General features: G+C 42.0%; 12 protein-coding genes. 5 read left to right on the forward strand and 7 right to left on the reverse strand.

Going from position 1 to position 13372, the window contains the following annotated elements; genetic code table 11:
* The first annotated feature begins 191 nt into the window (after nucleotides 1-191).
* Entirely contained in the window at nucleotides 192-926 is a 735-nt protein-coding gene (locus FTV04_RS03395) for a group I intron-associated PD-(D/E)XK endonuclease (protein ID WP_180024683.1), read from the forward strand.
* Between the two features lie 84 nt (nucleotides 927-1010).
* A complete protein-coding gene (locus FTV04_RS03400; RefSeq protein WP_180088638.1) occupies nucleotides 1011-1322 on the forward strand; it encodes an ankyrin repeat domain-containing protein in 312 nt (103 codons plus the stop codon).
* A gap of 68 nt (nucleotides 1323-1390) precedes the next feature.
* Here the strand turns inward: FTV04_RS03400 and FTV04_RS03405 are convergent, their stop codons facing one another.
* Nucleotides 1391-1966: a type 1 glutamine amidotransferase domain-containing protein gene (locus FTV04_RS03405; protein WP_180088640.1), complete on the reverse strand. Its 576-nt coding sequence runs from the start codon at nucleotides 1964-1966 to the stop codon at nucleotides 1391-1393.
* A 443-nt stretch (nucleotides 1967-2409) separates the two neighbouring features.
* On the opposite strand from FTV04_RS03405, the gene FTV04_RS03410 reads away from it, so the two are divergent.
* Nucleotides 2410-3585 (forward strand): PQQ-dependent sugar dehydrogenase, encoded by a 1176-nt coding sequence (locus FTV04_RS03410; protein WP_373688113.1) that lies wholly within the window; start codon nucleotides 2410-2412, stop codon nucleotides 3583-3585.
* Nucleotides 3586-3677: 92 nt separating this feature from the next.
* Here the strand turns inward: FTV04_RS03410 and FTV04_RS03415 are convergent, their stop codons facing one another.
* Complete coding sequence (locus FTV04_RS03415) at nucleotides 3678-4718, reverse strand: TauD/TfdA family dioxygenase (RefSeq protein WP_180088642.1); 1041 nt, start codon at nucleotides 4716-4718, stop codon at nucleotides 3678-3680.
* Between the two features lie 471 nt (nucleotides 4719-5189).
* On the opposite strand from FTV04_RS03415, the gene FTV04_RS03420 reads away from it, so the two are divergent.
* Together FTV04_RS03420 and FTV04_RS03425 are read left to right on the forward strand one after the other, a co-directional pair.
* Complete coding sequence (locus tag FTV04_RS03420; RefSeq protein ID WP_180060265.1) at nucleotides 5190-5585, forward strand: tautomerase family protein; 396 nt, start codon at nucleotides 5190-5192, stop codon at nucleotides 5583-5585.
* 490 nt (nucleotides 5586-6075) lie between these two features.
* Complete coding sequence (locus FTV04_RS03425) at nucleotides 6076-7365, forward strand: glutamate carboxypeptidase (RefSeq protein ID WP_180088644.1); 1290 nt, start codon at nucleotides 6076-6078, stop codon at nucleotides 7363-7365.
* A 326-nt stretch (nucleotides 7366-7691) separates the two neighbouring features.
* On the opposite strand, the gene FTV04_RS03430 is transcribed toward FTV04_RS03425, so the two are convergent.
* The 5 genes from FTV04_RS03430 to ribF all read right to left on the reverse strand — a co-directional run bounded on the left by FTV04_RS03430 (nucleotide 7692) and on the right by ribF (nucleotide 13298).
* The gene (locus FTV04_RS03430; protein ID WP_180051195.1) at nucleotides 7692-8234 is read right to left on the reverse strand and encodes an NADPH-dependent FMN reductase; all 543 of its coding nucleotides are present in this window, start codon (nucleotides 8232-8234) and stop codon (nucleotides 7692-7694) included.
* A 145-nt stretch (nucleotides 8235-8379) separates the two neighbouring features.
* Nucleotides 8380-8862, reverse strand: a complete 483-nt coding sequence (locus tag FTV04_RS03435) for a peptidylprolyl isomerase (RefSeq protein WP_078190656.1) — start codon at nucleotides 8860-8862, stop codon at nucleotides 8380-8382.
* Nucleotides 8855-9394 carry a signal peptidase II gene (lspA, locus tag FTV04_RS03440; protein ID WP_078190655.1) on the reverse strand — a complete coding sequence of 180 codons (540 nt, stop codon included), beginning with the start codon at nucleotides 9392-9394 and terminating at the stop codon, nucleotides 8855-8857. The genes FTV04_RS03435 and lspA overlap by 8 nt, the downstream gene beginning before the upstream one ends.
* The gene (gene ileS, locus FTV04_RS03445; RefSeq protein ID WP_180063065.1) at nucleotides 9387-12233 is read right to left on the reverse strand and encodes an isoleucine--tRNA ligase; all 2847 of its coding nucleotides are present in this window, start codon (nucleotides 12231-12233) and stop codon (nucleotides 9387-9389) included. Before ileS ends, lspA begins: the two co-directional genes overlap by 8 nt.
* A 63-nt stretch (nucleotides 12234-12296) precedes the next feature.
* Nucleotides 12297-13298 (reverse strand): riboflavin biosynthesis protein RibF, encoded by a 1002-nt coding sequence (ribF, locus tag FTV04_RS03450; RefSeq protein ID WP_168379800.1) that lies wholly within the window; start codon nucleotides 13296-13298, stop codon nucleotides 12297-12299.
* Nucleotides 13299-13372 lie beyond the last annotated feature (74 nt).

Consider the following 13372-nt stretch of genomic DNA (forward strand, 5'->3'; position numbering starts at 1 on the left):
TGAGGATCAGAAAGCTTGTTTGAATCGATGTATTTCATCCGCAGATTATGCACGAATGCTAAGAAATCCGGAGTGCAAATATTAACCAAAAAGAAGATCGTTTTTTGATTTATGAAAGAGATCTATTCTATATTTATAAGTTTTTAAAAAAGATATAAAAACTTAACTATGACTATTTTATGGGGGGAGAGATGGAGTTTATTGAGCAAATTAAAGAAGTAATGAAGGAATCGCGAAAAGAAATGCATGTTGATCAAATAGCAGAAGCAATCGTAGCGAAATATCCTCATACTCAGCAGCATTTAGATGTTTTATCTAAGAAAATCTCTTCGATACTTTCAAAGGATATTGACAAATATAAAACAAAATCAGAGTTCACAAAACCAAAAAATTCTAAAGGTGCTCCAAGACGGGGAATTTACAGATTAAAAATCAAAAAAGTTGTACCTGATATTGTTCCACCGCCACCTACAGTTAATGCACTGTATACGGGCAAGGCTGGTGAATTTGCAGTGATGGCTGAATTATTATTTTTTGGATTTAATACATCATATATGGCTGTTGATGATGGTATTGATCTTGTCGCAGCAAAAGATAATAAATACTTTCATATACAGGTTAAAACAGCCAATATATCTGAATCAAATAATCAGTATAGATTCACGATAAATCAGAGATCTTATGATTCAAAGGATGCATCATCTACTTTCTATATTTTTGTATTACGATCATGTAATGGTCCATCTTATGTAAATAATTATATTATTCTTCCAAATAGTGATATCAGTCGATTACTGGAATCTGGAACTATTACACAAGCGGCTAAATTATCCATTCGTATTGAACGCGATAAAAATGGAAAATATTTATTAAATTCAAAGGAAACTGTGAATTACGCTTTAAATAGATTTGATAAAATTCGTTAAATAAACTGATTTATATGACCAATTCTGCCATGGTCATTAATTGACAAGCGATATTTATAGAAATTACAAATAGGTATTATGATCATGCAATTTAATTCTATCTCCCCAATCCCTGAAGACGATGAAGAACTGCATCTGCCTGAGCTAGTGTACTGGGCATCTTTAGGTGAACTTGCAGAAGTCGAAAAATCTTTGGCGAATGGCACAGACGTAAACACTGCCGATGAAGAAGGCTATAGCGCATTGCAGGCAGCATCGGAAAACGGCTATTTAGACGTAGTGAAGCTGTTGGTAGAGAAAGGTGCAAATGTACAGCATAAGACCCAATACACAGCATTAGAGCTTGCAGAAATGGCAGGCAATGATGATGTGGTAGCTTATTTAAAAAATTTGTAAGCCATATATTTTATGAATCAACATTATAAAATACCCGCATGCAATATGCGGGTATTTTCATTTTAGTATTATTGTTGCTGTTGCTGTTGCTGTTGCTGTTGCTGTTGCTCAAGCTCCTGCTGAATCTCTTGATTAAACGCAGGCAAGTCATCTGGACAACGAGAAGTAATAAGCACCCAACCACCCGTATTACAGCGGTGCACCTGCTCATCAACCCAATGTGCACCCGCATTTTCCAAATCCAAACGAATACTTTTATAAGACGTCAGAGTTTTATCACGAATTCGTTCAGCATTAATGAGCGCCCAAGGACCATGACAAATTGCAGCAATAGGTTTTTGATGGTTAGCAAAGTTTTGAATAAGTCGCAGTGCATCTTCATCGATCCGTAGATGATCTGCATTGACAGTTCCGCCTGGAATTACTAACACATCATAGTCTTCAGCATTTACGTTGCTCAATTGGGCATTGGGTTGAACTTCAGCTTCGACCTTTTTGTCGGCTTTTACTGTTTGGACAACCGCATGTTTAATAGCGGCATGAATGGCTTCAATTCCCTTTTCATTTAAATAATTTAATGGTTGAATCAGCTCATCATGTTCAACACCGACATTTGACGTTATCACTAAAGCTTTTAAAGTCATGATTGACTCCTTGCAATGAGGATTGTCTACCACGCTAACAAGCTGACGGATTTGGGTATGTAATAATTTCGCAGGAAACTGTAAGAAGTTTTGACAGAGATGTTATGCGAAAGTTCTAGATTAGAGCGAACTTTTAAAAATCAGCTAGAAAAAGAAAACCCCAACATCCTGTTGGGGTTTTCTTCGTATTTCGTATTTTAGATACAACTCCATGTCATATCTCACGTCCTGATGCAGAAACTTATTGTTATTGTTTTATGTTTCGGAAACTTCCTGTTTCCTGATAACTGTAGATTAGGCCTGTTTGAATAAATTGAATAGCAGCAATTTTCTGCATGCCATGTAAGCCAAAACGTACAAAATTATTCTGTTACCTTTCCAAAGAAAAATCATCTGATTAATTGATTAGAATCAAATGATTATAAAAGGGAAGGGAACAATAAATGAAACAATGTATACAATATTTTCGAACGCCTAGCCTCATCGTCGGTATCTTGATGACAGCCGCATGCCATGCGGAAAACACCACAACTACAGCACAAGATCAAACACCAAGCCAAGCTCAAAAATCGGCACAAATCCAGCAAGAACAACGCTTTAAAATACAAAAAATCGCTCAATTTAATGAACCTTGGGCGTTTCAACAACTCCCAGATGGACGCTTATTGCTAACTGAAAGAAAAGGTCAACTGATCATCTTTAACCCGCAAAATCAGCAGAAAATACAGGTGAAAAACCTTCCCAAAGTTGCCTATGGCGGACAAGGTGGATTAGGTGATATTGCACTTGATCCACAATTTGAAAAAAATCATCATATATATCTGAGCTATACAGAAGCAGGACAGGGCGGTTATGGCGCTGTCATCGAAAAAGCCACATTAAACCTCAATGAAGCTGTGCCAAGTTTAAAACAGCGAAAAATCATTTGGAGGCAAATTCCAAAAGTAGAAGGTCAAGGCCATTATTCACACCGAATGCAGTTTGGTACAGATGGAAAATTATGGGTGAGTTCGGGCGAACGTCAGAAGTTTGATCCTGCACAAGATCTGCAGTCAAATTTGGGTAAAGTACTGCGCTTAAATAGTGATGGAACACCTGCTGTAGATAATCCATTTCAGACCCAAGGCGAAGTTGCCAAGCAAGTGTGGAGCTTCGGGCACCGTAACCCTTTAGGCATGGCATTTGATGCAAAACAGCAGCTTTGGGTGGCCGAAATGGGACCGAAAGGCGGCGATGAGTTAAATCTTGTGCAGCGTGGGAAAAACTATGGCTATCCGCATGTGTCGAATGGCGATCATTATGATGATCAGCCGATTCCTGATCATCATACGCGACCTGAATTTGAAGCGCCTGCCATTAGCTGGACACCGGTGATTTCACCGTCGAGTTTGATGTTTTACCAAGGGCAAAAGTTCCCCTTGTGGAAAAATAAAGCGCTGATTGGTGGTTTGTCGTCTCAAGCAATCCTGATTGTGGATACAACACATCAACCGGCAACAGAAATCCAGCGCATCGACATGAAACAGCGGATCCGTGGCTTGATTGAAGCCAAAGATGGTGCCATTTGGGGGATTGAAGACGGTGAAAAAGCATGGTTATTCAAAATTGAGCCAAAATAGCGACTAAAAAATAAACAAAAAATTCAAAAAATAAAAAAAAGCCCCTACGGGGCTTCTCACATACAGGCCTGCACGAATTTTAAATCTGTTAGCTAAGCCGCATAGTGTTCATCGGCATTAAATGCATTGGCTTGAATTTGAATCAGTTTACGATTTCCTTGCTCTCCATTCATCCGCCAATGCGCAATTTTAATATTATCGACAATCGCAACATCGCCTTTATGCCATTGTAAAAGCAGCGCATCTTTATACATCGCATCAAAAAATTGCTGCTTTTCCGTATCGCTCCATTCAATTTGTTGACCTTCTGGTGTGTAAATTTCCCAAGTTAGTTGCATGCCGTCCGCCGTCGAATCGATTTCAATCTCCCCTCGATTTTCAAAGCAATTTTTCGCGGCCTGATGGGCAAATGGATTGGTATTATTGGCAAAAGCCCACGGCTGAATGACATGCTTTTTTGTATCGGGGTGATGAATCACCAGTGGCGAACGCTGTAAGGTCAGTTTGGCTTTTTTATCTTGTCGAATCTCTAAACTAAACGGGCTCTTTTTCAGCAATAACCGGTCAAACAGTCCCACCTCGCGCGCCGAGACATAAGAAAAATGGTTCCATGCGCCGAGATATTTTTCCTGTAGATGTTTCGGAAAATTCTCCCAAATTTGCTCTAAGTTATTAAATCCTGTTTCTGCTAAATACGTCGAAGGTTCCTGACAAAATAAGGCGATATAACGCGAGCGTTCTGAGCGCACGCCGCCTTCTACATGCGGGCCTTGTACCGAGTTTTCGACTGGACCCAATTGCACTGTGTTGCGGTCTATATAACGACGGTAGTCGCCAGCGCCGAGCAATTTCTCGCTGTATTTTCGCATCCAAGATGCAACCCAGCTGGGCATATTGGGGTTAAATGCATTCCATGGCGTAAACTGAAAATATTGTTCAATCAGTTGGTTAAATTGCTCGGGTTGCTCGATGTTAAAACCACGGAACAGCAAGATGCCATTTTCATGGATTTGTTGTAAAAGCTCTTGTCGATGCGCGCCAATATATTGTGCAAGATCTTGCGGGCTATTGTGTTCTGGAGCGGCATGAAAAATGCGGGTAAAACTATTCAGTTGTTGCTGTTGCAATTGCATAGGTCATTCTCTAATTTTTTAATTCAATTTTTATTGTTGTCGCCTAATCCCTAAGCGCTGACAGTTCGAGTTGCTGAACTCGCAGCCGTTATTCTGTCTAAATTCTCTGCCGATTATAAGTACAGTTTTACTGTTGCGATGTAAGTATTGTTGATAAATTGCGATTTTTCGACGAATAGAGTGCAATCGCTGAATGAATGACGACATGAAAAAAACCCTCGACATCCTATCGAGGGCTTTTTAGATTCATTCTAAAGATATGACTCCTGTCATACCGATCAGCGTTCCTGCTGCATGTGCATTATTTATTTTTATTGCAAGACATCCTGTCTTTGTATGTTCCTACTATAGGCGCTTTGCTGTTGAGGCTACAGGCGTAAATACTGCAAGTGCTGTAGGTAAATGCCTACAGCAGAACGCCGCTAAATCCTGCTAGTGTAGTGATTTAAATAACAACAATGAGTTTCGCGCATGCCTGCAACACAAATCGATATACGGATGCAATACAGCATTGAACAAGAACAACAGCTGATAAATGCCGTTTTTGACGCCTTACAACAGAGTTTTCAGTTGCCTCGATATGACCGCAATATACGTTTGCAAGTGCATGCGCCACATCGGTTTCAGGTGTTTGATCATTTGACGCAGCCTGAGCGCTTTACGCATATCACCATTGATTGTTTTGCGGGACGAACCGTAGCAACTAAGCGTAAGTTATATCAATTACTGGTGCAGAATTTGGTGGAATTTGGCATTCCGGCCGACCATATCATCATTACATTACGCGAAAGCCCTCTAGAAAATTGGGGGATACGAGGTGGTCAAGCCGCCTGTGATGTCGATTTAGGTTTTCAGGTCGATGTTTAGTCTGTGCAAATACATGGAATGTTGCTTTCACATCGCCTAAACGAAAAAAGCCCCGACATCCTGTCGGGGCTTTTTCGGATTCATTCTAGCGGTATAACTCCTGTCCTACCGTTAAGCTTCCTGCTCATTGTCTTATCATTGTTGTTTTATGTTCAGTGACATCCTGTCGCTGTATGACCTTAATATAAAAGTAATCCAATAACGTGAATAGTGTCTATTATCCGCATCTAATGTAAGCCAAAACGTACAACACCTAAATTATCATTCTGTCCGTCGCGTCAATGTATTGCACAGCATTAAGGCTCTCGATCGTTAGATCTATGTATCCATATTGATCTAAACCGCTTTTAAAACAGCAGGAAGCTGGTTTTGATGTGATTAAAATCTTCATCAGCGGTGTTACATATTTTTGCGATTAATTGGTTGAATGGTGAACTAATTTATCAGACATTAAAAATTCATAATGAAAAATATACAGGGAATAAGATCGATGCAAAGAACACTTACACAACAACGGACGACATCAAAACTTCAGCTCGCATTAGGCTGCGTCATTGCGCTTAGTGCTTCAGCAAGTTGGGCAGCATCTCCACAAGAGATTAAGAAAATTGCGGAAAGTCAAAAGCAAAGTTATTTAGAAACCTTGAAAACCTTGGTCAATATTGAATCTGGCAGTAAAGATATTGAGGGATTGAATCAGATTGCCAAGGTGGTTGCAGAGCAATTAAAAGCCACAGGGGCTGAGGTGAACGTGATTCAGCCCAAAGACATCATGAAACTCGATGGTGCGCCAGATCAGACAGGGCCGATTGTCAAGGCGGTACTGAAAGGCAAAGGTAAAACGAACATTATGTTGTTGGCACATAATGATACGGTGTATCAAAAGGGCCAATTACAAGGTCAACCGTTTCGTATAGATGGTAATAAAGCCTATGGTTTAGGTATTTTGGACGACAAGCAAGGTGTTGCTGCAGTGATTCATGTCTTGGATATGCTGAAACAGCTGAAGTACCAAGATTACGGCACCATTACGGTGTTAATTAATTCAGATGAAGAAATCAGTTCACCCGGCTCGCGCCAATTGATTATGGATACAGCTCAAAATCAGGACGTTGTCCTCTCCTTTGAAACCGGTGGTTTAGAGGGAAGTTTGATGTTAGCCACTAGTGGGATTGGTGCGGCTTATTTAGATATTAAAGGGCGGGGTTCGCATGCGGGGGTAAAACCTGAAGCAGGGGTCAATGCCTTGACAGAACTGGCTTTTCAGATTCAACAATTAGAAAATCTATCCAATCCGAAAACGGGTTTAAAGTTGAATTGGACTGTTGCGACGGCTGGAAAAACCCGAAATGTGATTCCTGACCATGCGACAGCGCAGGCAGATGCTCGTTCCTTAAAACCACAAGATTTTGCTGAGTTGGAAAAAACCTTGAAGCAAAAAGTCAAAACCAAAAAATTGGCGGAAAGTCAGGTCGAGGTCAAATTTGAAGTCCGTCGACCACCTTTAGAAGCCAGTCCACAAGCCAAAAAATTGGCCGCGACAGCCCAGCAGATTTACACAAACGAATTAAAGCTGCCGATGAAAGTTGAAACGACCGCTTGGGGTGGTGGTACTGATGCCGCTTTTGCTGGGGTTAGTTCGAGAGCCGCGATCATTGAGGGACTAGGCATGTCAGGTGATGGATTACATTCAGATAAAGCTGAATATATTTTGACAGATTCTATCGTACCGCGTTTGTACCTGGTGACGCGTTTAATTGTGGAGAGTTCTAAAAAGTAATCGTATCCAATTGGGTGAGACCCATTGAGCCATGGCCCTGAGTTCGGTTGTGGCTCATGTTAGAGCTATTCTTGTGTAGCATTTGAAATGAAAAAAGCCTCGACATCCTGTCGAGGCTTTTTTCAGATTCATTCTAGCGGTATAACTCCTGTCCTACCGTAAGCTTCCTGCTTAGTCTTATCATTGTTGTTTTATGTTCAGTGACATCCTGTCTCTGTATGTTTTAACTTTATCGTGGATGATGCATGGGGTATAGCTGCCATCTGCCGAAAATAATGTAAGCCTGAACCTACAAAAGGCGGCATTTATCACGCGAACGGCAAGAATTAAGCACTCACATATTGCAGTAATTTTTTGAAAATCGCTTTAACCGCTTTGCTATCAAATTCATTCGGTTCGAATTTATCTGCTTGATTACGCGTGAAAATGTCACGAATTTCAACCACAGCATTACTGTCAATTAAGCCCAATTGGGTTGCCACTTGGCGAATTTGATCAATCGAACGTGAACCATTGGTGCCACCATAGCTAACGTATGCTGCAGGTTTTCCGCCCCATTCTTTACCGAGGTAATCCAACGCATTTTTGAGTGCAGGGCTATAACCGTGGTTATATTCAGGGCTAATGAAAATAAATGCGTCGCCTTGCGCGATTTTATCTGCCCATACTTGTTGTTTGGGTTGGTCATAAATTCCTGTTAATGGCGGATGTGCGCCTGCAAAAATTGGCAGATCCCATTCTTTTAAATCGACAATTTCAGTTTCTACGGTACTGTAGTCATAGCTTTCGATTTCTGAAAGTAGCCAGTTGGCAATTTTAATTGCCGTACGGCCTTCGCGGACACTGCCGACAATAATATGCAGTTTCATCATATTTCCCGTCTTGTTTTAAAGTCTTGCATTAAATTAATATGAATTCGGTCCGTTGCATATACAGAAAATGTATCGAGTCGATTGATAGTTATAAAAATAGTGATAAAAAAAGCTCCCGAAGGAGCTTTTCATTTGCTGAAACTTAGATCAGTTTTACGCCTTGTTGACCGGCAGGGGTCACTTTGAAAATTTCAACTTCAAAGGTGATATTTTTACCGGCTAGAGGGTGGTTGAAATCCACTTCGGTAATGTCTTCACCTACAGTTTTGATCACCCCATACAGACTTTGTTTGGCTTTATCTTCAAACTCAATCATATGGCCTTCAACAGGACGTTGCTCAAATTTGACAGTATCAAATTTTTGTACGTTTTCCGGGTTCCATGGACCAAAAGCATCTTCAGGAGGAAGGCTCACAGTACGGCGGTCACCTGCACGTAAACCGAATAAAGCTTTCTCAAAACCCGGTAATAAGCTGCCATCACCCATGACAAGGCTGACAGGTTCAGCACGGCTACGGGTATTGTCAATTTCTACGCCATTTTCAATAGCAACAGAAAAGTGAAGGTCTACTTTAGAACCTTCTTCAATACGAGTTTCCTCGTTAGGATTGATAAAATCAGTCATTTTGCGCTTCCGCACGTTGAATTCGGTGTTTTTCTAAGAAAAACGTATCGATAAGAAGCAGAATCGTGCCTAAAGTAATGGCACTGTCTGCAATATTAAATGCAGGAAAGTGGCTGTTGTTGTAATACACGTGAATGAAATCCACCACATAGCCTAAAGATACGCGGTCAATTAAGTTACCGATTGCGCCGCCTAAAATCAGGGCAATGGCAATCGGAAGGACTTTCACGTTTTTTGGCATACGCATGAGCCAAAATACAAAAATGACAGACACAAGTCCTGCGAGTGAAGTAAAGAAATAACGTTGCCATCCACCGGCATCGGACAAGAAACTAAAGGCAGCGCCATAGTTATGTAGTAATGTCCAATTTAAAAAGGGCATGACAGGTACAGGATCTGCGTAGTTCAGATGTGTACTTGCAATCCATTTGGTCCATTGATCCAAAATAATGGCAACAATGGATAAGCCCACCCACACTAAATTGTGTGGGTAGAATTGAAAGAAGCCCTTTTTTTCTTGTGGATTAGGCATATTTTCTCTCTTCGCCTTGACCTGTAGGAAGGTTAATAATACAACGAGAACAAAGACCTGGATGTTCGTGATGTGTATTCACATCTGGCAGTACATGCCAGCAGCGTGCACATTTTTCACCGTCAGCAGCAGAGACTTTGACATTTAAACCGTCAAGGTCAGAGGCTTCGCCTTGTGCTGCGTCAAATTCATTAACAATCACTTGAGAGGTGATGAGGACAAAACGCAGTTCTTCACCGAATTTGTCTAAAACAGCTTTCAGTTCAGCATTGGCCCAAAGTTCAACTTTGGCAGACAAGTTTGAACCCACAGTTTTTGCAGTACGTGCAGCTTCAATAAACTTGTTTACTGCAGATTTGACGGTGATCAAGGTTTGCCATTCAGCTTCAGTCACCAGATTCGCTGTAGAGGCTACAGGAATGTCATACCACTCCGCAGTAAATACATATTTCTCAGATTGCTCTGGAATCAACGGCCAAGCTTCTTGTGCGGTAAAGCTCAAGATAGGAGACATCCAACGGACAAAGGCCTGAACCAAGTGATACAACGCCGTTTGTGCAGAATGACGCGCTGCTGAGTCTGCTTTGGTGGTGTACTGACGGTCTTTGATGATGTCGAGGTAAAAACCACCCAAGTCATTAATACAGAAGTTGGTCAATGCGCTAGTCACGATATGGAAGTTCATATCTTCATAAGCTTGTTGAATAGTTTTTTGTACTTCCGCAGCACGTTGCAAGATGTATTGATCCAGTGCGATCAATTGATCGACAGGCAAAGCATCAGTCGATGGTTTGAAGCCATTCAAGTTAGCCAACAAGAAACGCAACGTATTACGGATACGGCGGTAACCATCTGATGCACGGCTGAAGATTTCTTTACCTGCAGTCATTTCATAACGGTAGTCTGCAGACGCAATCCAGAAACGTAGGCCATCTGCACCCATGTCTTTAATGATGTCTTGCGGAGTGATCACGTTACCGATCGACTTCGACATTTTGCGGCCTTTTTCGTCCACAACGAAGCCGTGAGTCAATAAGCCTTTGTACGGTGCGCGGTTATTAATCGCCATAGATGTTAACAATGAAGATTGGAACCAGCCACGATGTTGGTCAGAACCTTCAAGGTACAAGTCAGCAGGGTCTTGCAATTCTTCACGTTCACGAAGTACTGCAAAGTGTGTTGTTCCAGAGTCAAACCAAACGTCTAGAGTGTCACGAACCGCATTGTACTGCTCTGCATCTGCACCGATAAACTCAGATGCATCACGGTTATACCAACCGTCAATACCTTCTTGTTCAATCAGCTTCGCTACTTCTTCGATCAGCTCAGGCGTACGTGGGTGAAGTTCGTTAGTATCTTTATGCACGAAGAATGGAATCGGCACGCCCCATGTACGTTGACGTGAGATACACCAGTCTGGACGACCTTCAATCATCGATTGGATACGGTTTTTACCCCAATCCGGTACGAAGCTGATGTCATTTTCAATCGCGTTCAATGCACCTTGGCGTAAACCTTTTGCATCCATGCTGATAAACCATTGCGGTGTTGCACGGAAGATAATCGGTGTTTTATGGCGCCAGCAATGTGGGTAGCTATGTTTGATCACCACATGTGCCCAAAGTTTGCCTGCTTCGGTTAAAGCAGCAATGATTTTTGGATTGGCTTTGTAGATGTGTTCGCCTGCAAAAATTGGCGCACTCGGTAAATATACACCGTTGCCGCCGACTGGATTGTCGACTTTCAGGTTGTATTGTAGGCCAACTTTATAGTCGTCCACACCATGGCCTGGCGCGGTATGTACAGCACCTGTACCACTGCCATCAGTTACATGCTCACCTAAGATTACTGGTACTTGGCGTTCAGCAATTAACGGATGTTGTAGTACTAGGTTTTCAAGTTTTGCACCAGCAAACTCAGCAATCACTTCAACTGCATTAAAGCCATAACGCTGAGTTGCAGATTCAACCAATGATTTTGCAAGGATGAAGTTTTGCGCTGCTTTGTCTTCGCCAGTTGCTTTCACCAATTGGTATTCAAGTTCAGCGTGTAGAGCAACCGCTTGGTTGGCAGGCATAGTCCAAGGCGTAGTTGTCCAGATCACGATATCTGTAGAATCGCTAACTGTAACACCTAGGCGTGCAGATAAATCAGCTAAATCAACAACGCTAAAACCAACGTCAATCGCATCTGATTTTTTGTCTTCGTATTCCACTTCAGCTTCAGCTAAGGCAGAACCACAGTCTAAACACCAGTTGACTGGTTTAAGACCCGGCTCAATATGGCCTGCTTTGGCAATTTCACCGAGCGAACGAACGATGTCGGCTTCTTGTTTGAAGTTCATGGTGAGGTATGGGTTGTCCCAATCACCAAATACGCCCATACGCACGAAGTCTTTCTTTTGTAATTCGACTTGGGTGTAAGCATATTCACGGCAGGCTTTACGGAAAGTTGAGGCATCTACTTTCACGCCGACTTTACCGACTTTTTCTTCAACTTTCAGTTCGATTGGAAGACCGTGACAGTCCCAGCCTGGTACATACGGTGCGTCAAAACCGTCCATTACACGGCTTTTAATGATGATGTCTTTCAGGACTTTGTTTACCGCATGGCCTAAGTGAATTTGGCCATTTGCGTATGGAGGGCCATCATGAAGCACATATTTTTTCTTGCCAATACGCGATGCACGAATCTGCTGATAAATGTTGTCGGCATACCACTCTTCTAACCATTTTGCTTCACGTACTGCGAGATTTGCTTTCATCGCAAATTCAGTACCTGGGAGGTTTAGCGTGGCTTTATAATCCACTGCATTTTCAGGAGTTTGCTTATCGCTCATGCAAGTTGTCTTCCAAATTTATCAGCCCGTTGACTGACGCGTTTTACAATAAATAATCGGGGTTTAAAAGGGGAAATGAGGGTGCTGACCTCGAAACTCAAGGAGCTTTTCGACGTCGTCATCAATTCCGGCTTTCAGTGCTTCAAGCGAAGGGTAGTCCTTTTCGCCATGTAAAAAGTTCAAGAACGTCACCCGCATTAACAGGCCATACAGATTAGCAGAAACATCAGGAAAATGTACTTCTAATCGCCATTCAGGATGTTCCTGTTTAATCGCGGGACGCGTACCAACATGCCCTGCACCAAACAGGGCAGAGGGTGCATAACCTGCAACCCCTAATTTGTCAGCATTTTCGTTTTTTACTTTATCTGTTAAAGATTCGGTTTCACAAATGACATCGACTGCATAAATGCCATTTAAACAAGGTTTATGACGGTTTAAACGCACATTAATGGTAGGAAAATTAATGGTGCGACCGATTTGATCGCCGTACTGCACACGACCGGTGATGCTATAAGGACGACCTAAAAGTTTTGCGGCATGGGCAAGGTCACCTGCTTGTAATGTCTGACGAACCAGTGTTGAACTGACACGTTCACCATCGACTTCGACATTTTGCAGGGCTGTGACTTGGAAGCCGTATTGGCGTAAAAATTCGCTATTGCCTTGGCGGTTTTTGCCAAAGTGATGATCTTCGCCCAAAACTAAACTTTGTGTATTGAGTTTATTTTTTAAAATATCGGCAAATTCTTCGGCGCTGAGATTACGAAAGGCATTGTCAAATTTCGCCACCACAATATAGTCGACGCCCAGTTCAGTTAAATATTCGACTTTTTCACGTAGTGAACTGATTCGAGGCGGTGCATCATAAGCTTTAAAGAATTCAAGCGGTTGTGGCTCAAAAATCATCACAGCTGTTTTTAAGTTTTGTTGCTGTGCTATGTCTTTGAGCTGGCTGACCATCGCTTGATGACCCAAATGTACACCATCAAAATTGCCAATGGTCACGGCAGTTTTGGGGAGTTCTAAGTGGGGCGCTAAAGCATTCAGACGGAGCAGCTTCATGGGCGAATCAATTGTTGAAAATGTTTGAGGGCTATATATTGCCATAATCTTCTGCGTTCGTCTTGTTGTTGTGT

It is taken from the genome of Acinetobacter sp. YH12219 (genome assembly GCF_013417875.1).
Lineage (GTDB): Bacteria > Pseudomonadota > Gammaproteobacteria > Pseudomonadales > Moraxellaceae > Acinetobacter > Acinetobacter amyesii.

Bases quoted from the DNA above. Each gene is read 5' to 3' on its own strand.
- FTV04_RS03395 (WP_180024683.1), top strand. From the start codon at position 192: ATGGAGTTTATTGAGCAAATTAAAGAAGTAATGAAGGAATCGCGAAAA.
- FTV04_RS03400 (WP_180088638.1), top strand. From the start codon at position 1,011: ATGCAATTTAATTCTATCTCCCCAATCCCTGAAGACGATGAAGAACTG.
- FTV04_RS03405 (WP_180088640.1), bottom strand. From the start codon at position 1,966: ATGACTTTAAAAGCTTTAGTGATAACGTCAAATGTCGGTGTTGAACAT.
- FTV04_RS03410 (WP_373688113.1), top strand. From the start codon at position 2,410: ATGAAACAATGTATACAATATTTTCGAACGCCTAGCCTCATCGTCGGT.
- FTV04_RS03415 (WP_180088642.1), bottom strand. From the start codon at position 4,718: ATGCAATTGCAACAGCAACAACTGAATAGTTTTACCCGCATTTTTCAT.
- FTV04_RS03420 (WP_180060265.1), top strand. From the start codon at position 5,190: ATGCCTGCAACACAAATCGATATACGGATGCAATACAGCATTGAACAA.
- FTV04_RS03425 (WP_180088644.1), top strand. From the start codon at position 6,076: ATGCAAAGAACACTTACACAACAACGGACGACATCAAAACTTCAGCTC.
- FTV04_RS03430 (WP_180051195.1), bottom strand. From the start codon at position 8,234: ATGAAACTGCATATTATTGTCGGCAGTGTCCGCGAAGGCCGTACGGCA.
- FTV04_RS03435 (WP_078190656.1), bottom strand. From the start codon at position 8,862: ATGACTGATTTTATCAATCCTAACGAGGAAACTCGTATTGAAGAAGGT.
- lspA (WP_078190655.1), bottom strand. From the start codon at position 9,394: ATGCCTAATCCACAAGAAAAAAAGGGCTTCTTTCAATTCTACCCACAC.
- ileS (WP_180063065.1), bottom strand. From the start codon at position 12,233: ATGAGCGATAAGCAAACTCCTGAAAATGCAGTGGATTATAAAGCCACG.
- ribF (WP_168379800.1), bottom strand. From the start codon at position 13,298: ATGAAGCTGCTCCGTCTGAATGCTTTAGCGCCCCACTTAGAACTCCCC.